Source organism: Neorhodopirellula pilleata (assembly GCF_007859915.1).
GTDB lineage: Bacteria > Planctomycetota > Planctomycetia > Pirellulales > Pirellulaceae > Rhodopirellula > Rhodopirellula pilleata.
Genome location: NZ_SJPM01000008.1, coordinates 99957 through 126293, shown reverse-complemented (window position 1 = coordinate 126293; position 26337 = coordinate 99957). Strand labels below are relative to the sequence as shown.

Below are 26337 nucleotides of genomic sequence, written 5' to 3'. Positions count from 1 at the left end.
ATCAATCCCAATTTCCGATGTCGTCTTCGTTGCCGAAGAGGTGATCCGGCCCGGATGAAAAGACGTCGAATTCCCACGTGCTCTTCGTGGCCGGGTAGCGATATTGAAACTCATGCCCCCAGGCGTCTTTGGGAGCGCGGTCGAGGTAGGGCCCTCGCCATTTGGGGTCGTTTCCAGGTTTCTGAAGCAGGGCGGACAGTCCCTCGGACGAACTCGGCGTTTCTCCGTCATGATCGACGGCATACATCTCGATCGCTTGCTTAAGTCCTTCGATGCTGATTCGAGTCGCATCGATATTGGCGTTCTTTTGTCGTCCCATTAACTTCGGGAGCACGAGACCGGCCATCACGAGCAAGATTGCGAGCACGAGAAGCAATTCCATTAACGTGAATCCTCGTGTTCGTTCTTTTCTGATTGAAAACCGACGAGCGTGGCAAAAATAGTTAGTAAGCGAAAAGGGCAGCATGGTACTCTCCCAAGGATGTGGTTTTGAGGATGTTTGGTATAGGATGCGGACAAGTCGTTTAGCCAAGCGTTTGTCCTTCAAAGATTGGTAACAGTAAGGCGAGCACGACGAATCCGACAAACGCTGCCATCACGAGCAACAGGACCGGTTCGATCATTTTCACCATCATTTCCAAACGTCGATTCGTTCGAGCTTCGAGTTGGTATGAGACTCGTATGAGTACGCTGTCCAATCGGTTTGACCGTTCCGCGACGCCGAGCATCGCGATGCAATCCGAGGGCATCTCGTGGGAACGTTCCAAAGCATCGGTAAGCAATCGTCCCGCCGCAATGTCGTCGCTAACCGCTGATATCGCTCGCGTAAGGTGTTGGTTTCCGATCACTTTGGATGCAATTTCAAATGAACGAATGACCTGAACTTTGTTCTGGAGTAGAGTTCCCAGCACGCGACAAAAACGAGCCAGCAGAAACTCCCGAACGAGTACCCCCATCAATGGAACTCGCAGAATCGATCGGTCCCGTGTTTCGATCATGCGTTTGCGAGGAATGAATAGGTACCCCGAGACGAGGATGATCAATAGCAACCCAACAACGGTGGTTCCGTATAACTGAGTCAGACTGCTGAGTTTGAGTAGCGTTGCGGTCGGCCAAGGCAGTTGTTCATCGCGACGAAGTGACTCAAAGATCGGTTCGAGTTTCGGAACCAGAAAGATCAAGACGGCCGGTACCAAAAGGGACGCGACCGAAATCAATAACAAGGGATAGGCGACCGCACCGCAGACATGGTTCGTCAGCTGGTGCTGCCAATCTCGCATTTGGCTGATGTTCTCGACCGCGTCGGCTAAGAAACCACCTTCTTCACCGGAACGAATGAGGTTCCGCTCGACGTCCGAGAACATGGCGGGATAACTCGCGAGCGATTGACTCAGCGACTCACCTGTTTCGATTTTTTTCGCAATCTCGCTAATCAACTGTTTGGCCGAAGGATCTTTCTCTTGTTTGGCGATCAGTTCGATTGCTTCGAGGAGCGGAACGTCGACCTGCAACTGGTCGCCGAGCATGGTGTAGAAACGTGATGTGGAGACACGATTCATGGTCGGTGATTTCGATACGCGGCGTGTTATCTCCTCCATTTTCAACACGCAAAAGCCTTGAGACTTCAGCGATGCGAGCACGTCCGCACGTGAATCCCCTTCGCAAGTCGCCGAGACGACTCGCCCGTTTTGATCGACAGCTTTGTACCGGAAGTTCTTCATCCGGATCATGCTATTTGCGGTGGCCGATTTTGCTTACCGGATCGATCCGAATCTGAAACAACGATCAAAATGAGGTGGTTTCGTTTCCGTTGTTAACAAAGTTCGCAATTTTCTGCGTCGGAGCGAGCTTGACGGGGGCGTTGAAGAATTTGGATCCGCTTCAGATCAAAACCTGTCCCTGTTTTGCGTCGGACCGAATCGTTAAACGCTGCTCGGGTGGTCCTTACTTCGGCTCAGTTGGAATTGAAAGAAATTTCCAAGATTGTTTCCGCCAAGCTGTCCCCATTTGGCTCGCGATGGCTCGGTTAGAAGGTAGGGAGACGCTTCGTCAAGGGCGAGCGATTCTCACGTCCCCATTTCTGGGAAAACCGAACAACTCGCTACTTGTCTATTCAAACAGGAAATGCAAACCCATGTGGAAACTTGGAAGATCTCGAACGTATTCGCGGCGTTCAACAACGTTCATGCTCTGCACCGTCGCGATGGTGCTCACCACGACTCCGACGAAGGCCGAGCCGCCCTCCGCTCGCGAGGTAGAAATCCAAGACCTCGTGAGCGCGAATCATTGGCTGCGCTACGTACCCGAGACGGACCGTTTCTTTGGGATTCATCACACGGAGTTTACGTGGGAAGAATCAGAAGTCCGTGCGCGAACGGTCCATGAATTCAATGGAGCGGTCGGACGATTGGCGAGCATTCGCAATCAGCAAGAGAATGCCGCCGTCTATGAACTTTCGAGAGCCTATCGCCGCGATGTGTGGTTGGCCGGTACCGATATCGGGAGTGAAGGAACTTGGCGTTGGGCCAAGGCGGAGGGAACAGGCGCTCAATTCTGGAAAGGCGCCGCAAATGGTCAGCCCGTGGGCGGTGCCTATGCCAACTTTGCAGCGGGAGAGCCGAATAATTATGCGGCTGGGCAACACCATCTGAAAATGTATTGGTGGTCGGGAAGCTGGGACGATGAATCTCTAGGCAGGAAGATGGGATATGTTGTCGAATGGGACGCCGCCGACGTTGTCGGTCCCGATGTGGCTTCGCCGCCGCCGGCACTCTCATCGATCCCCGTACCGCTACCCAAAGATCTAGATCATTTCGTCAAAGACCGCTCCAAAGCGATCGCGCTGGGGAAGGCTTTGTTTTGGGACATGCAAGTCGGTAGTGATGGCCGAACGGCCTGCGCGACGTGTCACGCCCCGGCCGGAATCGACCAGCGATTGGTGAACGTTGTCAATCCGGGGGCACCGGGCAGCGTGTTCGGTCCTCAGAGAAACGGACAGGCAGAATTACTCGCCGACGCGATCGCGCAATTCAAAGCCGACAATAAAATCAACACTCGCGTGAACGCTGCTGACTTCCCTCTTTCCAAACTCGAAGACGATACGCGAAGCATTTTCGACAACCGTCTTGTGCGAGATTCCAAACAAGTCTTCGGTTCCGCCGGGGTCGTCCGCAAGGACTTCGTTCGCATCAACGAGGGCAGTCCGATCGATGAAGGAAGCCTTGTCTTTGATCCAGTGTTCAATCTCAGCGGAGCCAACGCAAGGCAGGTGACCGCCCGCGACACACCGACAACGATCAACGCGGTTTTCTTTGATCGTTTGTTTTGGGATGGTCGTGCCAACCACCATTTCAACGGCGTCAATCCTTTCGGTGACTTGGACCCGACCGCTCGTGTTCTCAAACACGTCAAGCGATCCGAAACCAAAACCACGTGGGGTTGGTATCGTGCGACGGCACGGTATTGGTGGTTCGGGTGGCGTTCTTTCGAATACTGGGCTTGGGGACCGACCCAAACGACGGTTCATATCGATAACCTTGAGCCGACCAAGATATTGCTCAACAACGCGGCATTGGCTTCGCAAGCCGTGGGGCCGCCACTCAGTGGAGTGGAGATGTCATGGCATGGTCGTGATTTCAAGGAGATTGGTCGCAAGATGTTGTTGTTGCGTGCCCTCGCCCTCCAGAATGTTCATCCGACCGACAGCGTGCTGGCAAACTTCCGACACGGTTCGGCGAATGGTTTGAATCAAAATTACAGCGATTTGGTCCGTGAGGCGTTTGTCGATCATTGGTGGTCGTCACCGAACGTCACCGACGAAGGTTACACACAAATGGAATCGAACTTCTCGCTGTTTTGGGGACTTTCGTTGATGCTCTATCAGTCGACTTTGGTATCCGACGATGCCCCTTACGATCGCTGGGCCAATGGCGATGAGTCCGCGCTGAGCGAATCGGCAAAACGCGGATTGAAGCTGTTTCTCAATGAAGGAAAATGCATCAACTGTCACGGAGGGCCGGAGTTTGCTGGTGCGACGATCAGCGACATCCGAAACGGCGATTCGATCAAGCTGATCGAGCGAATGGTGATGGGAAATGGTGAAGAGGCTTGGTACGACAATGGTTTCTACAATATCGGCGTTCGCCCGACTTTAGAAGACATTGCGGTGGGCGCCGACCATCCAACGTTCGGCCCGCTGTCTTATACCAAGCAGCGTCAAAACGGACGGGATATCGGCCAAAGTGACACCGTCTCGGGTCGCATCACCGTCGATGGTGGTTTCAAGACGCCCACCTTGCGTAACATCGAGCTAACCGGACCCTATTTTCACACCGGCGGATATCGCACGTTGAAAGAGACCGTCGAGTTCTATGTCCGTGGTGGTACGTTTTGGAAAGAAAACCAACAGGATATCGATCCGGATGTCGATGGGATCCCCGAGTTGCAAGACGACGCGGATCCGCAAGGCATCGACGACATCGTGAACTTCATGAAAAGTCTCACCGATGATCGGGTTCGCTTTCAAAAAGCACCGTTTGACCACCCCGAATTGATCGTTCCTGATGGTCACTCCGGTGTCGAGAACGGAATCGCCAAGGACGTCATCATCCAGATCCCCGCCGTGGGCCGAGACGGTGGCGAGCGTATCCGGGCGTTTGAGGAAATCGTGCAGTAGGTTGCTTTCGACTGACCGAGTCAGTCTGTTCGGGGCGGGCAGGTCTGGACGTTTCAAAATGTGGTGTTGACTCGCTGTTTCACCCTTTTTGTTCAGCAGTTGCTCGTCCACCTGTCACCTCTCCCGAACGCAGTTTGGGGGAGGTCGAGCGACGACGTTCAGGAGTACGCGAGGGAGGGGGCACGGGCGTTGTTTCGATGCATTCGCTTGGTTTGCCCTGGGGATGCCCCCTCCCGAATCTTGCTTCGCTCGATCCGACCTCCCCCAGCTTCGCCGGGAGAGGTGACAGGAAGTTGCGGAGAACGGAAATGTCGCCACACCAAGTTTTGAACAGCCAGGGGCAAGCCCGGCGTAGCTTGCCCGCCCTTTTTAGAATGTTGATAGGAATGTCTTCATGGTTTCAATAAACTCCCGTCTCGAAACCGAGAACCAGGAACTCATTCGACAGGCCGAGTTCTTTGGCATGCAAGCCTGGGAACTGCAGGATGTCGTGGTGGACGCCGAGTTGGTAGCGACTTTCCCGAGTCAGTTGCTATTTCGCGAGAACATGTTGCCGATCGAGGTGAACGGTGGAAAATGCTTCGTCGCCGTCTCGGATCCGAAACGCCTCGAGGGCATCGAGCAACTCGCCGCGCAGTGCCGATGGCCGATCGTGACGGTGCTCTCGGAACCGGACCCGATTCGTCGTCACCTGCATCGCTTGCTGGGCGTCGGAGGCAGTACCGTTCGCGACTTGGTTGCTAGATCCAACGATGAAGTGGACGAACTCTGTGAAGCGGCCGGTGACGAGATCGATGACAAGTCACAAGCGTCCTCGGTGGTAAAACTGGTCAACGAGCTGATCGTCGAGGCGGTCAGCCAAAGGGCGAGCGACGTTCACATCGAACCGGAAAAAGACGAGCTCATCGTTCGGTTTCGGGTCGACGGCGTCCTGCAACAGCAGCATGTTCCGGTCGAGATCCAGCGTTTTCGATCGGCGATCGTTAGTCGGATCAAGATCATGGCAAAGTTGAACATTGCCGAACGACGACTGCCTCAGGACGGTCGTATCCACTTGAATCTCAAGGATGGTGAAATCGATTTGCGGGTCTCGGTCATCCCGACCCATCACGGCGAGAGCATTGTATTGAGATTGCTCAGCGGTGGCGAAAGCGACTTGGGAATCGACCAGTTACGCCTGCCCGAAGACATTCGAATCGTGTGGGAGAAACTGATTCGTCGTTCCAACGGTTTGCTGCTCGTGACGGGCCCGACGGGCAGCGGCAAGACGACCACGCTCTACAGCTCGCTTGCGGCGATTCGCTGCGTGAACACCAAAATCACAACAATCGAAGACCCGATCGAATACAAGCTCCGCCAGGTCAGCCAAATTCAAGTCGAACCTGAGATCGGACTCACGTTCGCCCGAGGGTTGCGGAGTCTTCTACGACATGATCCCGACGTCGTCTTGGTCGGTGAAATTCGTGATACCGAAACCGCGAAAATCTCAGTGCAGGCCTCGATGACCGGCCATTTAGTGTTTAGCACCTTGCATACCAACGACGCCGCCTCTGCATACACGCGGCTGGTCGACATGGGGGTCGAACCGTACATGGTGGCTAGTACGGTCGAGGCGGTTTTGGCGCAGCGTTTGGTGCGCCGTTTGTGCGTAGCTTGTCGAAAACCAGAAGCTCTCGGGCGAGCCGAAGTGCCGAACGGATTGTACTTACGGGATGACGCGACGATCTATCAAGCCGTCGGATGCCGCCATTGTCATGGGACCGGGTACAGTGGTCGCCAAGCCATTTTTGAACTCCTGCAAACCGATAGCAACATTCGCAAACTATGCCAGGAGAACGTTTCAGCGGACGAAATACGCCAAGCGGCCGTCGCGGCCGGAACCCAAACGCTCCGCGCCTCCGCATGGGAACTCGTGCAACAAGGCCAAACAACCGTTGCCGAAATGTTCCGTGTCTCGCCGGCGTGATCCGCAACACGACCCAGAAATCGCGTCGCCAGAGCCAGTTTCAACGAACGTCAAGGCTGTTGATTTAAATCGCCTCTAGCCGTTGTTGGTTGGGAAGTGGCGGTAAATCTAAGACCTTCCTCAATCGTGGTGATCGCCGCAAAGCGTCGATTTCGAACTCGATCGCCGACGCCGTTTGACCATCGTCCAATTGGCCCAACGCGATCCCCGCGAAAACACTGCCGCCGACGGTGATCTCGGCGGCTATTGCACGAAGCTCCGAAGTGCTCATCAGCCCGGCCTCGATCAACCAACCGACGGTCAGCGAAGCGAACTCGGCATCGCCCGTTTGCATGGCCATTCGCGTTCGTGCCGCCACGATTCGATCGGCCACTTCCGGGGTGATGCCGTCGATGGTGGTCAAGGTTTCCCGAGACGCTTGCACGATGTTGATCCGATCGGTCCGAGACGGTCCGTCGGTCGTCGTGGTCATCCTTTCCCATCGAGGCAACCATCCCGCTAGTCCGTCTGGATCGTTTGCAAAGGGCGATACCAAGATGGTGTCTTCGCCATCAATGATGAGTTGCAGTTGGCACGATGCCAAGTCCAATAGCGAACGAAAACGGCGTCCTCCTCCACCGCTCAATTCGATCCCCGAACGCACGGTTCCTGATCGGTTGGTCGGGGTGCTGATGCGCTCGGGGTTCGGCGTCGTGACGGAAGAGGGTATGGATTGATCCGAGGCAGCCTCGCCGGAGCCGCCACCGAGTTGTTTTCGAACTCGATCCTGAGCGGTTTGTTTCCGTTGGTCTTGAATGTTTTCGCGGGTCAACGAACCTCCGCTCGACGGATCGTCCGTGTAAGTCACCGATGCGATTCGCCAAGCGACGACAAACTTTGCCTGTTCGGGCGTCGCGAAGTCGAGCAAGGAATCATACAGAGCAACCAGATCGGGCTGGTTCAAGTTCAATTTCGGTGAACCGTCGTCGCGAAAATTGGACTCGGCACCGGTCAATGTCCAGTGTCCGCTCCAGCCGGCCTGTAATATTCCGTCGGCATTGTCCGGCGGATAACTCTCATCACCATCGTTCTCGTTGGGGTCCAAACGTCCGTTTCCGTTGTGATCTTCGCCGAAGAGTTTTTCTTTCGTAACACCGGCGACCTCAAGCAGTTGATCGAGCGAGGTGAGCGATCCGTTGTGCGATAACGAGGTCTTGACGGAACCCGTCGTTTTTTCGGGTTCGAAGACTCCTAACGCATCCGCGATCCCGCGGGCGGTCGCCTCATTGAGCCCGTCGTACCGCATTAATTTCGCGATGACCTTTTTGCGCTTGATCGCTCTTTGCGAGAAATCGTTGAGGTTGAGTTTGGCCGATTCATTATTGAGTCCGAATCCCGTCGGAACGTTCGTCCGGGGCACGTCGGTGAGAATCGCATAAGTCCCTTGGAACGAAGGCTGCTGCGTGGACGTCAGACGTCCCACCATGGCCGAGTCTTGCATGAAGCGGTTCGTCAGGCGATCTCGCGCCGGCGCAGGCGGTCGGCAATATGTCGCAAGCGAGTGGGGCTGGGCGCTCAACAGCTGTTCCAAAGCGGATTCGGCGAGCAACCGTTGCTGACGAAGTTTGTGCTGGGAAGATGCGATCGCAAACTCGGTCGACATCAAACGCGTGTACGAGTACGCGGCCACGCTGAACGCCGCCACGACGACGACGACGAGAATCAAGACAACGCCTTGGCGAGCGTGCACCGGTCTCGAAACGCCGCGATTTTTGGATCGAAAGTATCGTCTCATGATGGTTCGTTATTCCGTCGGCTGACCACAAGGAAGATAAGTGACAATCCGACAAGCGTTCGATGGATCCTCTCGAAAGGCCACGGTCAACTCCACGGCGACCGGCAAGGATTCATTTCTTAGATGACTGTCCCACATGGCCAACCAATCGTTACCATCAAAAAATCGAAACTGAATCGCGACGACTTCTGAATTGACATCCCAGATCGGTCCGGAATCGTCGCGATGCGACAGCGTGGCTCGGCATAGCCCCGGCGTCGATTCGTTCGTGCGAAACCTTTTAGTGACAACTCGTCCGCCGTATCGACTGACGGGCAGGTTAATCTCCGATCGCGATGGCGATAGCCATAACACCTGCGACCCACGGGGGCTTTGCTCCTGTTTAACATCGTGCTCACTAGGAAACCGTGGGTTCAGTCCGGCACGGAGCAACAAGAGTGCGTCGCGACGACCGACAAAGTGGACCGGAGATGCCTCTTCGCTTCGGTCATCCTGAAGCACCCGTTCGCCGATCGAATTGTCACTTACGGTCGTCACGTTGAGTTCCCCGGCGATCGGGCTAGACGTATGCCAAGTCGCGAGCGCCGGCAAACACGAACGCAAATCGTTTTGAATGTCATCGAGCGTTCCCCGCAATACGACCGCCGCGCGATTGCCGTGGATACTTCGACTACGATACTGGACGTACAACGTGGTGCTGGCGAGGATCGCGACCATCAGCAGCGAAATCAGGGACATCGACAGCAGTGCTTCCATCATCGTGAAGCCGGGGTGAACTCGAACAGTTCTAGCAACCGCAGGTCGGTGCAATCGTTGGTTCATCGAGCCGTTCCCGATATGGGGGCATCCCAATCCGACGAAATAGACCGACGAATGATCTTTCGCAACGTTGTCCGGGATTGGTGCGCTTCACCGCCGGTCTTCCACGTCGCGATGGATAACAAAATCAAGTTCGCCGGGTCGCCCATGTCGGCAAGCTGGCCTACACGATCCACGGATTCGAGGGAAACCGTGTAGTTCCATTCGGGATGGTCACCGAAAGGCTGGGGAGAGGTGGTGACCGCGAACGTACGCGTCGCGACCAACTCGTCTAGTTTCGACGCGGCCAAGATGGCTGATTGCGTTTGCAACTGTGCTCGCCGAGCCGCCTTCGTACCCACCGAAGTTTGCAGCCCCAATGCGGCGAGCGAGATCAGCAAAACGAAACTCGCGATCATGGTCTCGAGCAACGAGTAGCCGGCTCGATGTCGGGCGCGAAGAGGTCTCATCTTGATGAATCGGATCGGGGCAACGGCCGGACGAAAGCGTAATCGAGTATTCACCCAAGATTAGCTTCTTCCCTGATGCAAAGTGTCCGAGTCAGGGGGGATCCGGTGCCGATTTCTATCAACGGACGCTTTGCTGCGGGCTGAATCGGTTAACCGGATTAGGCCGGGTTAGGGCCGTCAGTCTTGATAAAGCAAGCCCCACTCGACGGACGTCGGTGCTTGCGAACGAGAGACTTCGAGATCGCTTAGCGGGAGTGCCTGTCCGTCCTCGATCAAGCTGAATTCCATTGGTGTACCCAACGGCTCGACAATGGTTTCGCGAATACCCTGCCAACGCATCAATTGATTCTGCGGGAGGCAGTGCACGGCCGAGTTGGTGAGTTCTTCCTGCATCAGCGCGTCTGACATTTCCTGCGAGTTCAGCACGATCGGCGTTAGAAACACTAGCAGTTCTCGTTTTTCGCAACGATCAAGATCGTATCGAAACAGCCGGCCTAGATAGGGAATATCGCCGATGATCGGGACTTTTCGGTTCACCACGTTCGTGGAACTGGTGATCATCCCGCCCAGAACGATCGTTTCGCCGGATTGGACACTGACGGTTGTTTGCGCCGTGGTGATGTCCTTGACCGGTGCCTCGATCACCCGACCATTGGTCGTGTCGGTGAAGATCGGAACGCCCGTCCCTCGAGCCAAGTTGAACGCGCTCTTTTCGGTTTCGACCACCACTTGCACCTTGCCGTCCGGGCTGATGCGCGGGGTCGCTCGCAGAATAATCCCAGCCTTATCTTGACGGATCACCGGGTTGGCGCTTCCGACGGAGTTGACCGTGACGCCGTCGACGACGGGAACCTGTTGTCCGACCTGCATGAACGCCTCGACGTTCTCGACGGTTCGCACTTGGGGTCGACTGAGCACGTTGATCTTGAACTTCGCGTCCAGTGCTCGCAGCAAGACGTTCACAGACTCGGAACCCGCCGCCAAGACCAGTCCACCGTAACCGAGGTCGCCATTGACCCGTCCCATCCCAAAGTTCGAAAGACTCTGCGTTCCGATCGTGCTCGGGCGCACCGCATTGTTGCCGAGTTGGGGGCCGTTGAAGTTCAAGCCCGGTGATGACACTTGCGAGAGGATTCGCTGATTGGTCGTTTGCACACCATTGGCCGAAGTCACCGTCTCGTTAATCGTTTGGATGCTATCAACGATACTACGGTCGAAAAGCACCGAGTCCTGAAAACCGAGTTCTACGCCGGTCTCGAGCGTGTCACCCAGTGCGACTTCGACGATCAGAGCCTGCAGCAAGACTTCACGCGGCGAGCGATCCAGACCGATGATCAGCTCTTCGAGCATCCGCACGCTCTCATAGTTTCCGCGGACCAACAGACTATTCGTTGTCGCTTCGGGAGTCACATGAGGTTGGCCACGCGTGATGAGGTTGCTCGCGGTGGTTCCACCGTTGTTTTCATCGGCAAGGAAGTCGTTGATGGCTTTGGCGACGTCGTCCGCTTTGGCATGATGCAACGCGTGCACGTGCGTGACCAGTTCACTGTTGGCAAACCCGGTTTCCATCAACAGGTCGCGAATACGCTTGAGATAGGTTCCCGTATCAATCACCAACATGCGGCCAGAGTGGGACATCGGGCGAACCTGCCCGAGCGGACTGATCAGCGCGTTGACCTCTTCCATCGCTAGCCGCACATCCATGCCGTTGACGGGAATGGCGGCTCCGGCGATCTCACTGCGCCCCAAAGATTCGATCTGATTGACGGGAATGAAGGGGACGTGTTGGTCATTGATCGGCTGTTGCGTATCAAGGACGATCAGGCGATCGCCTTTGCGTACCAAAATTGATCCCTGCGGAACCAAATGATCGTTGAGAATGTCGATCGCCTGCTGAATCGTATAGTAGCGAGAGTCATAGTACGTGAATTGCCCGCTCGGCTCCTTTTGCATCGTCAGCGAGTAATCCATCATCCGGGCAAACTCTTGCAACACGGCGCCCCAGGGAGCTTGGTTGAAATTGAATGTCCAGACGTTGGACGCAACCGCAGACGCACCATTGCCCCCTGTTGCCGCATCCGAACTTGCCACCTCTTCGAAAAGCGTTGCCTGTTGAGGCGGCACTTCCTCGGGGGCGACCGGCTTAGGCAATAACGAATTGGGGGATAACGAATTGGGCGATAATGAATTGTCTGTGGAGATGACACTCTCCTGCGCCGGGGTGTGCGCGCGAGGAACTGCAATCAAAATGATCGCAAAAAGCGTCGAGGCGAGCTTCGGTCCATAAAAAGATGTTTGCTTTGAGCGCATCTACGCATTTCTTAAGACAGTGAACACAAGACCCGCATATCACTGCTAATCGGTATCAGAGGGACAAGAATTCACTCGACTCAATATTTTTATTAAATTCAGGCGTCATCAGCGTTTCAAAACGCTGTCGGACGCGAGTTCCCCTGATTCCTAGAAAAACCAAAATGCGAAACCCGCTATCGAAGCGGGTTGGAGTAGAGCGCCGCGAGTGCCCGTGAATATCACTTCTTTAACGATTGACGAATCACTTCGGCGACATGATCACCCAAGACTTTGGAGCCTTCAGGCGTGTAGTGCACGTCGGCTTTCTTTTGCAAGTCGGCATGTTCGACTGCGAAGGAATAAAACGGATCGATCGTGATTCCCCCTACCCGTTCGATCGCCCGTTTAGCCGCCTCGTTGTATTGGCGTGACTGGCCGACGATGCGACCGCGGGCGCCGTCGGGGACCGGCGACGTCTCTCGCCAAATCACTTTCGCACCCGTGGCTTTGAGGCGGCGGGCGATCGTTTCGATGTTCGCTTCGTAGTCTTCGATGCCGACTTGCACGTGGCTGTTGGGCTGATCCGGATCCGCCAAGTTTTGCCCGCCCGGCCCCATGTACTTCAAATCGTGCAAACCGAAGTTGAAATGGATCACGTCCCACTTCGTATCGCCCAGCCATTTATCGAGCCCTTCGAGTCCGCGGGTGGTGGGACCGCAATTGGTTAAGGGGCGATAAACGTTCGCCTCCCCCTGGAGAGCCTCCCGGGTGGCGACGGTGTAACCGATCGAAATGCTGTCGCCGATCAACAACACGTTGGGCAACGACGGATCGACCTTTGGCAGCGTCATCGCCGGATTGGGAGCCCGTTTGGCAGGCTGGGCTTTCGCGGGTTGGGCTTTCACAGGCTGGGGCTGGGTCGCTTGGGGAGGTTCGGCCGTTCCAGATGTCGCCAGAAACGCTTGACCAAGTAGGACCAAGGCGGACCATCGAATAAATTTCGAACCTATTTGGATCATCTCAACTCTCACTTTCGAACGGTAACACGGAAATCACAACTGCGGCATTGTAGGCGCAAACGCTTCCTAAGGGGGCTGGTCCAGCCAGCCAGTTTTGCAGCGCTAGTGCCGGGTCTGCGCCGAAGCGGCTCCGACCCAGCCTACGAACTTGACGTTTCGAAACAATTGTTTCAAACAGGTGTTTAACTTTTGGCGTATTTCAGTCAAACTGCCAGAGCTTTCACTCCTCACTCCTCACTCCTCACTCTTCTTTTGCCTTCCTCGCAAACCACCGTTTCCCGGCAAAACGCGTCCGCGACGCTTCCTGATCCTGCCGAGCGTTTGCTCGTCGCGGCGGGGCCCGTGTTCGCCCATCGCGGTTTCGATCGGGCACCGGTTCGAGAGATTGCCAAACGTGCTGGCGTGAATGTGGCGGCGGTGAGTTACTACTTCGGCGATAAGATGGGGCTTTATCGCGCCGTCATCGCCAAGATCCGACATCAGCGGGAGCGGGAGTTTCCCGCGCCGATCTTGGGCGAAGCCCCCGCCGAAGAAACGTTGTTTCGGCTCGTTCGCACCCTCTTGTCACGCATGTTGGCGGGTGATGAGAAGGGCTGGGAGGCGCAGCTGATGATGCGAGAGATGCAGCACCCCACAGCGGCCTTGGAAGAAATGGTGCGTGAATATTTTCAACCGCTCTACGACGCCCTCTGCCAAACAATCGGTGACCTGTTACCCGCCATTGAGGTCAAGGATAAGGATAAAGTCTCGGCGAACGCTTGGCGTACCGAGGCGATGGTGCCTCAAATGGCACTCGGGGTGGTCGGGCAGTGTTTGTATTACCGGATCGGGCGCCCCGTAATGGAACAATTGATTGCACCGGAGATCCGGGCGAGACATTATACCGTGGAATCACTCGGTCGCCATATCACGGCGACGACCTTGGCGGCTTGCGGCAACCGAAGTTTGCCTGAACACCGCGCCGCGATGGAATCCGGCGAGCGGATTGAAACTCGCCAAACGATAGAAATTCAAGAACGCAACTCGACGAAAGATTGTCCGTGACATGAGCATCGAATCGACTCAAGAACGAATGGCCGGCGACGCCCAACAGTCGGCACCTAAAGCGGAGCGATCGCCGGTCAAGCCGGCTTCGCCTTATCCCGCCGATGTGAAAAACCCGAGCGTATCCGCCAATGGCGAGACTCCGGCGATGGATCTACCGATCAAGCCGACTCGTAACTTACCCGTGTGGCTGCTTTACAATCTCGTGGTTCCGTTCGTTCTGCTCGGGGTGGCCGCCGCAGTGGTCGTCGGCTTAGGGACTGACGAGTCGCCATCGCGTCCGCCGATCGATGACACGATGGCCGGACGACTGTTTGCCTTACCGGCGGTCGACGTCGCAGCGGTTCGTTCGCTTGAGAGCACCGGCCAGAAACTGCAGTTGACCACCGATGGCACCGTCGTCCCCTATCGCGAGATCGTCTTGGCAACCGAGGTTGCCGGCCAGATCGTTGAGAAATCGGCGAAATGCGAAGCCGGCAAGTTCGTCAAGCAAGGCGACATGTTGATGGTGATCGACCCGACCGATTATGAGTTGGAGGTCAAGAGGTTGCGGCGATTGCAACAACAGGAATACGAGGCATTGGCCGAAATCGACCAAGAGATGGCCAACACCGATAAGTCCAAGGAGCTCGCAATGGCCGACATCGAGCTGCAACAAAGGGAATTGCAACGACGTCAAGCGTTGCCAGACCAATTCGCCAGCCAAGGCGAACTCGACCAAGCTCGTCGCGCGCTTTTGCAAGCGGAGCAGCAGTTGTTGCAGCTACAGAATCAGATGGAACTGGCCAAGAAGCGTCGCATTCGTTTGCAATCGGCCGAACAGCTTGCCAAGATGCAGCTCGAGGCCGCCGAGAACAACTTGAAACGGACCCGAATCGAGGCACCCATGGACGGCGTGATCGTCAGCGAGCAGGCCGAGTTAAATACCTTCGTCGCCCGCGGCAGCGCCGTCGTGACGATGGAAGACACATCCAAAGTCGAAGTCGCCGCGAGCCTGCGAACGGATCAGTTGTATTGGGTTTTGAACCAAAACCGATCGGAAGATCTCGTGCTCGCCCAACCCGATGGAACTCAGGTTCGCGGTTATCAACTGCCGCCCACCCCGGTCCAAGTGCGATACCAGTTGTCCGGTCGCGATGATTTGACTTATCAATGGCGAGGCCAACTGATCGGCTACGACGGAATCGGATTGGACGAAACCACCCGTACCGTGCCGGTGCGGATTGTGGTCGATCATCCGCAACAATTTATCGTCAAACGCAATGGCAAAGTGATCGGCACCCATGGCGAAGCCAATGTCGCCGGTCCGACGACGTTGGTTCGCGGGATGTTCGTGAACTTGAGTCTTGAGCTGTCGCCGGCGATGGATTTGGTCGTCTTGCCCAGCGAATCGCTTAAGCCTGGAAACCGCGTTTGGCAATTCATTCCCGATGCATCCGTCCTCGATGTATCGTTGGACCTGGAGACGCTCGTATCGCAAGCGGAAGTCGCCGAAAAGGTGGAAAGCGGCGAAGCATCCATCAACGTTGAGGCTCCGGTGAAGGAACTGGTACCAGCGGTAACCGCCGATGACGAGAAAGCCTTGGCGGATGCTCTTGCGGAGAAAGGATTTGATCCCACCAAATGGGTTCCCGGAAAATTGCAGATCGTTCAGGATGTCCGTCCCGTGGACCGATTCGTGCCTGAATCAGCTCCGGACGCCTTCATTGACAACGAGTCGGAACCTCAGTTTTGGATCTGCGAAGTTCCCAAGATGAATGACCCCAATCACAATGACTCAGGCCATATACTCGGTAATGGTTCGTATGTGATCGTCTCGCCGTTGGGCAGTTTGCAATCCAACACGTTGCCAGTTCGTGCTTCGTCGGACATCGTCGAGCGCAGCGAGAACGGCCGTAGCGAAAACGGCTCGTCGAGCGATATTCAAGCCGGAGAACCGCAATTATGAAACGTGCCATTTCATGGGCGATCCACAACGCACCGGGAATGAACGTGTTGATGCTCGCGTTGATGTTGATCGGCGCTGGCGCGTTCTACTCGATGCGTCGGGAGGTGTTTCCCGAATTCGAATTGGAAGTCGTGATGGTGTCGGTGCCCTATCCTGGCGCGACACCGCAAGACACCGAGGAAGCCATTTGTCAAAAAATTGAAGAGGCCATCCGATCGATCGACGGAATCAAGAAGGTCACGTCGATCGCGATGGAGGGCACCGGCTACGTTCTCGCCGAATTGCGTACCGACGTTAAAGACGTCCAAAAAGTCATGGCGGAAATTGACCGCGAAGTCGATCGGATCCCGAGTTTTCCTGACTTGGCTGAGGACCCTCAAGTCGAGCAGATTACATTCCGCGATACGGCGATCCGCGTTGGAGTCGTTGGCCCGGACGATCGCACCCGCCGGGGCGAATTGGCGCTTCGTGAAGTGGCCGAAAAGGTTCGTTCGGAGTTGTTATTGCTGCCGTCGGTTTCGGTCGCCGAATTGATGGGGACGCGACCTTATCAAATCGACGTGGAGATCCCCGAGGCGACGCTGCGTTCTTATGGCTTAACACTCGAGCAAGTCGCCGCGATGATTCGAAGTCATAACGTGGAATTACCGGGCGGACAGTTGAAGTCACGCGGCCAAGAGATCCTCTTGCGGGCCAAGAACAAGGGACGAATCGGTCCCGACATTGAAAAAATCCCATTGATCACGCAAGCCGGCGGCGTTGTTCTGACGGTCGGCGATTTGGGCGAAGTGCGCGACGAGTTTGAAGACATTACGGCGGCGGGCGAGATCAATGGTGAACCCGCCGTGATCGTCAACGTTCAACGCACCAAGAGTGAAGACTTATTGGAATTAGTCGACGACGTGCGTGGCTACGTCGACGAAGCCGAGCTGCCACCGGGATACCGTTTCGTGGTTTGGGGCGACACCAGCACCGACGTCCGTGACCGCATGTCGCTGCTGCTTCGAAACGGTGCCCAGGGTCTCGCGTTGGTGTTCTTGGTATTGGCGTTCTTCCTCGAGGTTCGATTGGCGTTTTGGGTCGCGATGGGGATTCCGATCTCGATCTTGGGTGCCGGCGCGTTTTTGGCTTACGGCGAACAAACGCTCAACATGTTGTCGCTGTTCTCTTTCTTGATTGCGCTCGGGATCGTGGTCGATGACGCGATCGTGATCGGTGAGAACATCTACGCACACCGACAAATGGGCAAGTCGATGATGGAGGCATCGGTCGACGGCGCGACCGAGGTGTTGCCCAGTGTGGCCGCGTCGATCGCGACGACGGTGATCGCGTTCTCGCCGATGTTCTTTGTTTCCGGGGTGATGGGCAAGTTCATGGCTGTGATCCCGTTCGCGGTGATCGCGATGTTGATCATCTCGCTGTGGGAAAGCACGTTTGTGTTGCCGTGCCACTTGGCGCACTCGCACTCGGGGTTCTTTCGTTTGGCTGCGATCATCACCTATCCGTTGCGACCGTTCATGCTGTTGTTGGTTTGGATCAACTCTCATGCCAGCGACGCGATGGAATGGTTCGCCGAACATGTTTACGTCCCCTCCTTGCACTTCGGATTGAGAAATCCCGTGCTCCCCATCGCCGTTGCGATCGGGATGTTGATTGGCACGTTCGGGATGGTTCGCGGCGGGATCGTCAAGACGATTCTATTCCCCAAATCGGACAACAATTACCTGCAGGCCACCGTCGTGTTTCCCAACGGCACGCCCTCGAAGGCTACCGAATTGGCGACCCGCCGAATGGAGAAGGCGCTAGCTCAGGTGAGTCGCGAGATCGCAACCGAACGGGCGGACGCAGAAAACTCGACGATCGAGGCCCTCTATCCGCCGCCCCAAGGAGGCTATGTCGGTCCGGTACGATTGGCGTTTCGCGAAGTCGGCGCGATCGCCAATCTGCAAGGTCCGATGGGTGGCCAGAACAACAACGGCAGTAACGCGGGTCAGTTGTTCGTCGAGTTGCACGATACCAAGATTCGCAACATTCATAGCGATGAGCTACTCAATCGTTGGCGCATTGCGGTCGGCGAGATTCCCGGCGTCGAAAAGATGACGTTCGGAAGCGTTGGTGTTGGGCCGGGCGGCAAACCGATTGAATTTAAATTGCTCGCCTCGAGTGAAAACGTCAACGAGTTACTCAAGGCCACCGAAACGATGAAAAGCCGTCTGGGGCAGTTCGCAGGCGTTTACGATATTTCCGACGACAATACTCCCGGTAAATGGGAGTTTCAGTTTCGTGTCAAAGATAAGGCTCTCGCGACCGGTGTTACGCCGACGGACTTGGGTCGCACCGTTCGCAATACCTATTACGGGGCCGAGGTGATGCGTTTGCAACGTGGTCGCCACGAAGTCAAGTTGATGGTTCGGTATCCGCAAGACGAACGTGCATCGCTGGTCAACTTTCGCGAAATCCAAGTCAGTGGTGCCGACGGAATGCAGCGTCCCATCGGTGAGCTGGCGGAGATTGATCTGGAGCGAGGTTTTTCGGAAATCAATCGCGTCGATCAACAACGCAGCATCACAATCGCGGCCGACCTGGATGAAACGACCGCCAACGCTGACTTGATCATTTCCCAATTGAAATCCGATTATCTTCCCGAGTTCAGTCGGGCATTTCCCAATGTATCGTTGCGTTGGGAAGGCCAACAGGAACAGAGCCGCGAATCGGTGGGCAGTTTGATGGTCGGTTTCACGGTCGCGATTCTGTGCATGTTCGTGTTGTTGGTCTTGCAGTTCCGCTCTTACGCGCAGCCGCTGTTGATCTTGGCGATCATTCCGTTCGGCATGATCGGTGCGGTTTGGGGACACGCGTTGTTGGGTTTGCCATTAACACTGTTTAGCATGTTCGGCTTGGTCGCCCTCGCGGGAGTCGTCGTCAATGATTCGATCGTTTTGATCGACTTTATTAATTCGCGGGTACGAGCCGGGGTGAAACCGGTTGAGGCATTGTTGGAATCCGGTCGGCGTCGTTTCCGTCCGATCATGTTAACGAGTTTGACGACCATCGCGGGATTGATGCCGCTACTGACCGAGACTTCGTTTCAGGCTCAGCTGTTGATTCCGATGGCGACAAGTCTCGCGTTCGGTTTGATGGTCGCGACGGTATTGGTGCTGTTGCTCGTACCGGTCTTGTACATGCTTTACCTTTTTGCCCTGCAATCCCTGGGCATTTCGTTCGTCGAGATCCAGGAATAGGCTGAGCCGAAACGTAGGCTGGGTCGCAGCGATAGCGAAGACCCGGCAATAGCTCTCTAGGCGAGTTTCGCTGCGCGCGAGCTACGCCGTAACAGGCGACTAGTTTTACGGAGCCCATGTTCTAAATTTTCGATCAACGCGTTATGGTTATAGATTGCAGTGCGATTCACCCATTCCCTCGTTTTTTGATTTACCCCACCCGTGTCCGAAAACCCGCCCGTCTCTCCGCCGTCTGACTTACGTTATCGCCGCGTCATTTTGAAACTCAGCGGTGAGAGCCTCGCCGAGTCGGGTAAACGCGGCATCAGCGGGGCGGAGATGTCGACGATCGCCCGCCAAATTAAGCAAGCTCACGAGACCGGCTGCCAAATTGCGATCGTCAATGGCGGAGGCAATATCCTTCGAGGTGCCCAGTTTTCGGGGGCCAATCATGCCGTCCATGAAGCGACCGCTCACTACATGGGGATGCTCGCCACGGTGATCAATTCGCTTGCGCTCCAGGACGCGTTGGAACACATCGGGCTGCCGACGCGAGTGATGAGTGCCTTGCCGGTCGATCGAGTCGCTGAAAAGTTTATCCGGCGACGCGCGATCCGGCACTTGGAAAAGGGCCGAATTGTGATCCTATCGGGCGGCATCGGCAGCCCATATGTGACGACCGACACCGCCGCTGCCCAAAGGGCACTCGAAGTCGATGCGGACGTGATTTTGAAGGCGACGAGAGTCGACGGGGTTTACAGCGACGACCCGGAAACCAATCCGCACGCGGTGCTGTACGATCAACTCACCTACCAGGACGTCATGTCGAAAAATCTTCGCGTGATGGATGCGACCGCAATCGCTTTGTGCAGTGAACATCGCAAGCCGATTTTAGTGTTTAATTTCAAACGCGACGGCAACATCGTCAAAGCCGTCCGCGGTGAAACCGTCGGTACCTGGATCGGAGATCCGGCTGACGCTCAAACTTCCCGTTCATGACCCCACCTTTAGGAGATACCCAAGATGACCAGCGATGAAATCCTCGTGGACGCCGAAGAGCGGATGGACAAAGCCGTGGCGGTCCTGTCCCACAACCTAGCGGGCATTCGCACCGGCCGCGCTAACCCCGGTTTGGTGGATTCGATCAAAGTCGAAGCTTACGGTTCGTACACGCCGCTGAAACAACTCGCGTCGATCGGGACGCCGGAACCGCAACAAATTTTGATTCGCCCGTACGACGCAGGTACAATCAAGGACATCGAGAAAGCGATCGTCGCCGGCGATCTCGGACTGAATCCCCAAAACGACGGCCGCGTAATCCGCTTGAACGTGCCTCCGTTGTCGACCGAAGTTCGCAAGAAAATGGTTTCGCGGATCAAGGAACTCAGTGAAGAAGCCAAGGTTTCGATTCGCAACATTCGCCGAGATGCCAACAAGGCCGCCGACACGGCCGAAAAGGATAAAGAGATGAGCGAAGACGATCGCGATCGTTGCAAAGAACAAGTTCAAGAACTAACCAAGAAATTCGAAGCGTCGGTCAGCGAAGCCGCCAAGAATCGCGAAGCCGAAGTTTTGGAGGATTAAAGACTTTGCCACAATCGGTGCAGTGCCCGCGATGCCAGGCTGCCGTCTCTGTGAGCGACGATGCGGGGGGCAGTCGCGTTGATTGCCCGGCGTGCGATCAATCGTTCATTGTGCCGGGGTTTGCCGCCGCGAAGGATGACGATTGGCTCGGTGACGACTTTCCGGCCCTCGCACCGATCAAGCCCAAGAAATCGCCTTACGCCACGCCCGCCGATCTGAACGACGACGTGTTGGACGTCGACGACGTGGAAATTATTGATGACGTTGGTGCCGATGACACGGTCGAGGGTGACATCGCCGCTTCGATGGACTCGGCTCCGCAAAAGTCGACCATGTACGCCACCGAGTACCGAGTTCGTTGCCCGCATTGCGGGACGCAAACGGTGGTCAAGGCAGCCAAAGCCGGTCAAGAGATCAAATGCCGAGATTGTCGTAATTGGATTCGTGTCGGACAACCGCCTCGGGTTCTCAAAAAAGTGGAGATGGACCAAGACTCGGCACCGGTATTCCAGTTTTCCGATAACGCGGCAGGGCAAGACCGCCCGCCCGATCCATACCGAAAGTCGGCCGACGAATTGCTCGCCAAAGCATCCAAGGTCGAAGAAGACGAGCCGAAGCCCGACCACGACGTTCCCAAGGTTCGAGATTGGGTCGAAGCCGTGTTCGGAATCTTCTTCCAAATTGGTGTGATGGCGCACTGGTTGATCTTGTCCTCGCTCGCGTCAGCGATCGCCTTTGTCGCCTTGGCAATTGATCATCCGATCTTGGTGGTCGGCTTGTTCGCCAGTGGCGGGATGTTCGCTGCGGTCGTCTTATCGTGTGGGTTCGCGATCATGCAGTCGGTTGCCAACGAAGAGGAATCCGTCACCGAATGGCCGGTCATGTTGGAGCCGATGGAATGGTTGGCACCATCGATGTTCTGCATTGCGGCAGCCGCGTTGGCGATCTTCCCAGGCTGGTTTGCTGGATATGTGACCTTTGGCAATAGCCTCACGACGGTCTGCCTCTCGATGATGTCGATCTTTGCCATTTTCCCATTTGTATTGTTGTCGATGCTCGACATGCAGAACCTGTTCATACCATTTTCGCCCGACGTGGGACGAAGTGTGACGCGGTGTGAAGAAGCTTGGGGCGGATTCTATTTTTCATCTGGGCTAATTTTCGTTGCCGTGTTTCTCGTGTTTTCGTTCGCCAGCGGGATGGCACCGCCGTCAGCGGCCGTGCTCAGCATTTTTCTTGGGGTCGGCGCTACGTTTGTTTACTTCGCGATGCTTGGTCGGCTGGCGTACGCGATCGGACAATCGGTTAATTCCAAACCCAAGGAAAACAACATCAACGAAGTTCGCGATTCCGAACGCAAGGACAGTGTCCAATGAGATTGAACACGATCGCTTGGTCCTGGTTTAACTTGAGGCTAGGCGCACTAGCGAAAGTCGCCAACGGTTTGTCGATTCAGTCTCTATCGTAACCCGATGCGTAAGCGAGGGATTCTCTGGAACAGGATAAGAGTACGGCATCCCTCGCTGACGCGTCGGGTTACGATTAAATCGACAATCCGCCAAGACTTTCGGTGTTTCGTGTCCAAGACCGAAACTCGTGGCGAGTTTCGCTACCATAGACTCTCTCTTCACCTATTACCCACTTTTTCATCTCGGCGTCCATGACCGTTATTCTCGATCGGCCCTACGAGTTTGTGCCGCCTTACCACGGTAATCTTTGGCCGACGATGATTCAGAAACTAAGGCTGATCGACTGGCATCTTGCTCGGCGCGAACACGTCGTTGACTACGAAATTCGCCATCTCGAAAGGTTTCACGAGTCCATCGCGGCCGGACACGGGATACTTTTGACACCGAACCATTGCCGTTACGCCGACCCCATCGTGCTGGGATGGTTGTCACGCCAGACGACTACCCATTTATTCGCGATGGCGTCGTGGCACTTGTTCAATACCACCGCATTTGAATCGTTCGCGCTGCGGCGAATGGGTGCCTTCAGTATCTTTCGCGAGGGTAATGACCGACAAGCGATTGAGACGGCGATCGACATTCTTGTCAGCGGAGAACGGCCGTTAATATTGTTCCCCGAAGGCACGACCAATCGGACTAATGACCTACTCAAACCATTGCTCGACGGGGTAACTTTCATCGCTCGCACGGCGGCCAAGAAACGCGAGAAGTTAGGTTCAGGCCGAGTCGTGATTCATCCGATCGGGCTGAAATATCTGTGCTTGGGCGATGTTTCGCGTTGGGCGGACGAGCAACTGCGTCAACTCGAAATCGTTCTAAGTTGGCAGCCCTGCGATTCGAGTGCGGATCCCGAGATATTGCTTAGACGACTGCTGCGGGTATCCGAGGCATACCTGGCCTTGAAGGAAATCGAACACGCCGGCAAAGCGTCGTCGGGTGACTTACGTCCGCGACGTGATGCATTGATCGAATCGTTGCTGTCAAAGTGTGAGTCCAATCGCGGTTTGGTCGCCAATCCAGGTGACGGCGTTCGAGATCGGGTGCGGCGAATCCGCACAGCGGTATCGAGCCAGTTTTTCGCATTGCCGGAAACCGAACGCGACCCTCAACCGTATCACCGGGACGCCGAAGCGGCCGACTTGGCGCAGTTCCTGCTTTCATTTCCCGACGAATACCTGTTGCCCGGGCAAATTACGGACACGCGGATCGTCGAAACGATCCAGCGAATCCAGGAAGCGATTTACGGCAAAGTACGCGAAACGATGCCGATGAAGGTTGTCATCGAAGTCGATGAAGCGATCGAGGTCCCCGCCGAACGCGGCCCGAGAGGCCAGACCGACCCGTTGCTCTGCCAAATCGATGCCCGGTTACGTACAATGTTGGAACGACTTTCCAAAGAAGCACGGAGCTTTGGATCGCCGTCTGTTGCCATTGATGTGCCTCCGTCACGACCACTGAAGATCTCATGAATCGATTCAACTCTGTAACGCGTCCGGAACCGACCACTTCTTTATCAACCGTATATTCGGCGACATTGCCGCACATTCAAGCCAAGTCGATTCACCGCCCCGGGTTTCAGTCCTACTTGGTCGTGTGGATGGTGGCTGCTTCCGTTGTCGCGTTGATGGTCCTCACCGGGTGCAGTCGTGAACCCAAACCGCTCGCGTTCGAACCCAACTTGGTTCACGCGATGAAGTACCAAATCAAAGAAGGCGTGCCGATGGAACAAGCCAGCGACGACGCATTCTGGATCGTGACGGAAATGTTCGGCACGCCCGACCAGCCCAAACTTCCGACGATCGTGACCGAGGATGAAGACTTGGCGTCGTTGGTGTCGGTCGAAAACTTGGTCAAGGCGTCCGGCAAGATCGGCGAGCCAGGCCGAGGTTTGTATCAAACCCACTGCGTAACCTGCCATGGCGTGACCGGCAACGGACGCGGCGAACTTTCCTCGACGATGAGCCCCTATCCTCGCGATTATCGCAAGGGTGTCTTCAAATTCAAATCGACCGAACGGGGCGAAAAACCCACACGTGAAGATCTTGCCGGACTGATCAAGAACGGTATCAACGGTTCACGAATGGTCGCCATTCCCAATCTGACCGAGGAAGACGTCGAGGCCCTCGTCGACTATGTCATTTACCTATCGTGGCGTGGGGAACTCGAACGCATGCTGATCGACGACGCGATCTACGAACTCGATTTCGAAGAAGGCGAACGGATCATCAACCCGGCGTTTCAATCCTCCGTGGTCGAGGAAGAAAAAGAGGCATTCGAAGACTCATGGGAGTTAGCGGAAGACTTTGCCGTCGAGATTGCCGAAGCGTGGCTGGAAGCTCCCGATGCGATCGCCGAAGTCCCTGAACCTCCCGCTGATTTCGTCGTGCCTGATTCGTACGAAGAGTTCGTGGTCGCGATGTCGGGCGACCAAGCGGCTGTGCTCGCGGCATCGGTCGCTCGCGGCGGCGAGTTATTCAAAGGCAAGATCGCCGCATGCAGCAAATGCCACGGCGAAAAAGGCCGAGGCGACGGCCAGAACACTGACTACGACGATTGGACCAAGGAATGGACGTTGGGGATCGGTTTGAAGCCCGAAAACCGCGACGAGTTGATTTCATTGATGGCCCGAGGTGCATTGCCTCCCGTCAACGCCAAGCCACGCAATTTCGAACTCGGCGCCTTCCACGGCGGCGAGAAGGCTGAAGACCTGTTTCGGCGAATCACGCAAGGCATCGAAGGCTCACCTATGCCGGCGGTAACGTTCGTCGATGGTGAATTTGAAGAGGACGACGTCTGGCACCTGATCAACTACGTTCGATCGCTCAAGAAGCTCGAAGAGCAGCCGCAGACTTAGAGTTCCTGTTAAAGCGTCGTGCTGCTCTTTAAGACCGGGATCAACAACGCCATCACGACGGCGAGCACCAGGATCGCCATGACCAACAACATCAGCGGCTCCAACAACCGGACGAATAAATCGAGACGGCGGAAGGTTCGCTTTTCGAGTGAATCGGCGATGTCGGGTAGGACCCGGTCGAGTGAGTTGCTTTCTTCGCCGACCCGGATCATCTCAACGACCGACATCGGAAAATAGCCTGAATCTCCGAGCGGTTTGGCGAGACTCTCGCCACTGCGAATGTTCTCGGTGGCGTCGCCGATCGATTGACTAAGCAAGCGGTTGCCGGTCGCACTGCGGCTGATGTCGAGCGACTTAAGAATCGGCACGCCGTTGCCTAGCAAGGTCCCAAGCACCCGGCAAAATCTTGCCACCGAGAGGTTCATGAGAATATCACCGAGCACGGGGATCTTTAGCTTCCATCGGTCGGCCCGGTCTTTGCCAATCTCGGTTTGCAAGTGCATGCGGATCAGAAGGAAAACCACGACCATCGCAATGAGGATCAGCAAACCGAACGATTGCAGGAAATTGCTAAAGAGCAACAACCACTCCGTCATCGCGGGCATTTCGCCTTTTTTGCGAAGCCGGTCAAAGAGCATATCGAACTTGGGAACGAAGAATACAAGCAATCCCGAGATCACGACCGTCCCGACCGCGAACAAGAACGTGGGATAGGCCATCGCGCTGACGGTGCGTCCTTTGAGGTCTTCTTGCAACTCGGTGAACACGCCGACCCGGTCCAGTGCGTCTTCGAGGAACCCGCCCTCGGTACCCGCGCGGACCATGTTGACGCCCATGTCGCTGAAGACGCCTGGATAACGCGCCATCGCGTCGCCTAGCGTTTCGCCGTCCTCGACTCTTGACTTGATTTCGGTCAAAACCTCGCCGAGCACCGGTGCAGCGGATTGGTTACCCAGCAAAGTCAACGAGCGAATCATCGGCACGCCGCTTCGCAATAGCGACGCCAGTTGGCTATAGAAGACGGCCATCGTTTGGCCTTTGACCTTCTTCTTTCTTCCAGGGAACAAGTTCAGCCCGCCGCCGGACTTTTCCGTCACTTTGGTCGGAAACAAATCTTTGGCTGACAACAGCGTCGTCGCTTCGCGGGCCGAAGCCGCTTCGATGACGCCCGTCACGGCTTTGCCCGTAAGGTCGCGAGCGGTGTAGGAGAACGATGGCATGGC

The 26337-nt window shown here is 55.9% G+C and carries 18 protein-coding genes; 10 read left to right on the top strand and 8 right to left on the bottom strand.

Features of this window, described 5'->3' with window-relative positions; all coding sequences use genetic code 11:
• Window position 1 precedes the first annotated feature (1 nt).
• Window positions 2-466: a type II secretion system major pseudopilin GspG gene (gspG, locus tag Pla100_RS18415; protein WP_146579162.1), complete on the bottom strand. Its 465-nt coding sequence runs from the start codon at window positions 464-466 to the stop codon at window positions 2-4.
• 58 nt (window positions 467-524) lie between these two features.
• Window positions 525-1559: a type II secretion system F family protein gene (locus tag Pla100_RS18410; protein WP_197168057.1), complete on the bottom strand. Its 1035-nt coding sequence runs from the start codon at window positions 1557-1559 to the stop codon at window positions 525-527.
• A gap of 626 nt (window positions 1560-2185) precedes the next feature.
• Between Pla100_RS18410 and Pla100_RS18405 the strand changes: the two genes are divergently transcribed.
• Both Pla100_RS18405 and Pla100_RS18395 read left to right on the top strand, forming a co-directional pair.
• Entirely contained in the window at window positions 2186-4675 is a 2490-nt protein-coding gene (locus tag Pla100_RS18405) for a cytochrome c peroxidase (RefSeq protein ID WP_197168056.1), read from the top strand.
• Between the two features lie 394 nt (window positions 4676-5069).
• On the top strand, window positions 5070-6641 hold the full coding sequence (locus Pla100_RS18395; RefSeq protein ID WP_146579159.1) for a GspE/PulE family protein: 1572 nt from the start codon (window positions 5070-5072) through the stop codon (window positions 6639-6641).
• 64 nt (window positions 6642-6705) lie between these two features.
• On the opposite strand, the gene Pla100_RS18390 is transcribed toward Pla100_RS18395, so the two are convergent.
• From Pla100_RS18390 to Pla100_RS18370, 5 genes are all read right to left on the bottom strand, one after another.
• A complete protein-coding gene (locus Pla100_RS18390; protein ID WP_146579158.1) occupies window positions 6706-8415 on the bottom strand; it encodes a helix-hairpin-helix domain-containing protein in 1710 nt (569 codons plus the stop codon).
• 9 nt (window positions 8416-8424) lie between these two features.
• On the bottom strand, window positions 8425-9237 hold the full coding sequence (locus Pla100_RS18385) for a hypothetical protein (protein ID WP_146579157.1): 813 nt from the start codon (window positions 9235-9237) through the stop codon (window positions 8425-8427).
• Window positions 9234-9683 (bottom strand): type IV pilus modification PilV family protein, encoded by a 450-nt coding sequence (locus tag Pla100_RS18380; RefSeq protein ID WP_146579156.1) that lies wholly within the window; start codon window positions 9681-9683, stop codon window positions 9234-9236. Before Pla100_RS18380 ends, Pla100_RS18385 begins: the two co-directional genes overlap by 4 nt.
• Window positions 9684-9860: 177 nt before the next feature.
• Window positions 9861-11993: a type II secretion system protein GspD gene (locus Pla100_RS18375; RefSeq protein WP_146579155.1), complete on the bottom strand. Its 2133-nt coding sequence runs from the start codon at window positions 11991-11993 to the stop codon at window positions 9861-9863.
• Between the two features lie 221 nt (window positions 11994-12214).
• Entirely contained in the window at window positions 12215-12955 is a 741-nt protein-coding gene (locus tag Pla100_RS18370) for an SGNH/GDSL hydrolase family protein (RefSeq protein ID WP_231603194.1), read from the bottom strand.
• Between the two features lie 291 nt (window positions 12956-13246).
• On the opposite strand from Pla100_RS18370, the gene Pla100_RS18365 reads away from it, so the two are divergent.
• From Pla100_RS18365 to Pla100_RS18330, 8 genes are all read left to right on the top strand, one after another.
• Window positions 13247-14038, top strand: coding sequence for a CerR family C-terminal domain-containing protein (locus Pla100_RS18365; protein ID WP_146579153.1), 792 nt, complete (start codon window positions 13247-13249; stop codon window positions 14036-14038).
• Between the two features lies 1 nt (window position 14039).
• Entirely contained in the window at window positions 14040-15986 is a 1947-nt protein-coding gene (locus tag Pla100_RS18360) for an efflux RND transporter periplasmic adaptor subunit (RefSeq protein ID WP_146579152.1), read from the top strand.
• Window positions 15983-19228: an efflux RND transporter permease subunit gene (locus tag Pla100_RS18355; protein WP_146579151.1), complete on the top strand. Its 3246-nt coding sequence runs from the start codon at window positions 15983-15985 to the stop codon at window positions 19226-19228. Before Pla100_RS18360 ends, Pla100_RS18355 begins: the two co-directional genes overlap by 4 nt.
• 201 nt (window positions 19229-19429) lie before the next feature.
• Window positions 19430-20206, top strand: coding sequence for a UMP kinase (gene pyrH / locus Pla100_RS18350; protein WP_146579150.1), 777 nt, complete (start codon window positions 19430-19432; stop codon window positions 20204-20206).
• A gap of 24 nt (window positions 20207-20230) precedes the next feature.
• Window positions 20231-20791, top strand: a complete 561-nt coding sequence (gene frr, locus Pla100_RS18345; RefSeq protein ID WP_146579149.1) for a ribosome recycling factor — start codon at window positions 20231-20233, stop codon at window positions 20789-20791.
• 50 nt (window positions 20792-20841) lie between these two features.
• Entirely contained in the window at window positions 20842-22167 is a 1326-nt protein-coding gene (locus tag Pla100_RS18340; protein WP_231603193.1) for a hypothetical protein, read from the top strand.
• Window positions 22168-22451: 284 nt separating this feature from the next.
• Window positions 22452-23729, top strand: coding sequence for a 1-acyl-sn-glycerol-3-phosphate acyltransferase (locus tag Pla100_RS18335; protein ID WP_146579147.1), 1278 nt, complete (start codon window positions 22452-22454; stop codon window positions 23727-23729).
• A 128-nt stretch (window positions 23730-23857) separates the two neighbouring features.
• Window positions 23858-25114, top strand: coding sequence for a cytochrome c (locus Pla100_RS18330; protein ID WP_146579291.1), 1257 nt, complete (start codon window positions 23858-23860; stop codon window positions 25112-25114).
• A gap of 8 nt (window positions 25115-25122) precedes the next feature.
• Here the strand turns inward: Pla100_RS18330 and Pla100_RS18325 are convergent, their stop codons facing one another.
• Window positions 25123-26334: a type II secretion system F family protein gene (locus Pla100_RS18325; RefSeq protein ID WP_146579146.1), complete on the bottom strand. Its 1212-nt coding sequence runs from the start codon at window positions 26332-26334 to the stop codon at window positions 25123-25125.
• Window positions 26335-26337 lie beyond the last annotated feature (3 nt).

Excerpts from the sequence above, each read along its gene's own strand:
- gspG (WP_146579162.1), bottom strand. The coding sequence starts at position 466 with ATGCTGCCCTTTTCGCTTACTAACTATTTTTGCCACGCTCGTCGGTTT.
- Pla100_RS18410 (WP_197168057.1), bottom strand. The coding sequence starts at position 1,559 with ATGAATCGTGTCTCCACATCACGTTTCTACACCATGCTCGGCGACCAG.
- Pla100_RS18405 (WP_197168056.1), top strand. The coding sequence starts at position 2,186 with ATGCTCTGCACCGTCGCGATGGTGCTCACCACGACTCCGACGAAGGCC.
- Pla100_RS18395 (WP_146579159.1), top strand. The coding sequence starts at position 5,070 with ATGGTTTCAATAAACTCCCGTCTCGAAACCGAGAACCAGGAACTCATT.
- Pla100_RS18390 (WP_146579158.1), bottom strand. The coding sequence starts at position 8,415 with ATGAGACGATACTTTCGATCCAAAAATCGCGGCGTTTCGAGACCGGTG.
- Pla100_RS18385 (WP_146579157.1), bottom strand. The coding sequence starts at position 9,237 with ATGAACCAACGATTGCACCGACCTGCGGTTGCTAGAACTGTTCGAGTT.
- Pla100_RS18380 (WP_146579156.1), bottom strand. The coding sequence starts at position 9,683 with ATGAGACCTCTTCGCGCCCGACATCGAGCCGGCTACTCGTTGCTCGAG.
- Pla100_RS18375 (WP_146579155.1), bottom strand. The coding sequence starts at position 11,993 with ATGCGCTCAAAGCAAACATCTTTTTATGGACCGAAGCTCGCCTCGACG.
- Pla100_RS18360 (WP_146579152.1), top strand. The coding sequence starts at position 14,040 with ATGAGCATCGAATCGACTCAAGAACGAATGGCCGGCGACGCCCAACAG.
- Pla100_RS18355 (WP_146579151.1), top strand. The coding sequence starts at position 15,983 with ATGAAACGTGCCATTTCATGGGCGATCCACAACGCACCGGGAATGAAC.
- frr (WP_146579149.1), top strand. The coding sequence starts at position 20,231 with ATGACCAGCGATGAAATCCTCGTGGACGCCGAAGAGCGGATGGACAAA.
- Pla100_RS18335 (WP_146579147.1), top strand. The coding sequence starts at position 22,452 with ATGACCGTTATTCTCGATCGGCCCTACGAGTTTGTGCCGCCTTACCAC.
- Pla100_RS18330 (WP_146579291.1), top strand. The coding sequence starts at position 23,858 with ATGGTGGCTGCTTCCGTTGTCGCGTTGATGGTCCTCACCGGGTGCAGT.
- Pla100_RS18325 (WP_146579146.1), bottom strand. The coding sequence starts at position 26,334 with ATGCCATCGTTCTCCTACACCGCTCGCGACCTTACGGGCAAAGCCGTG.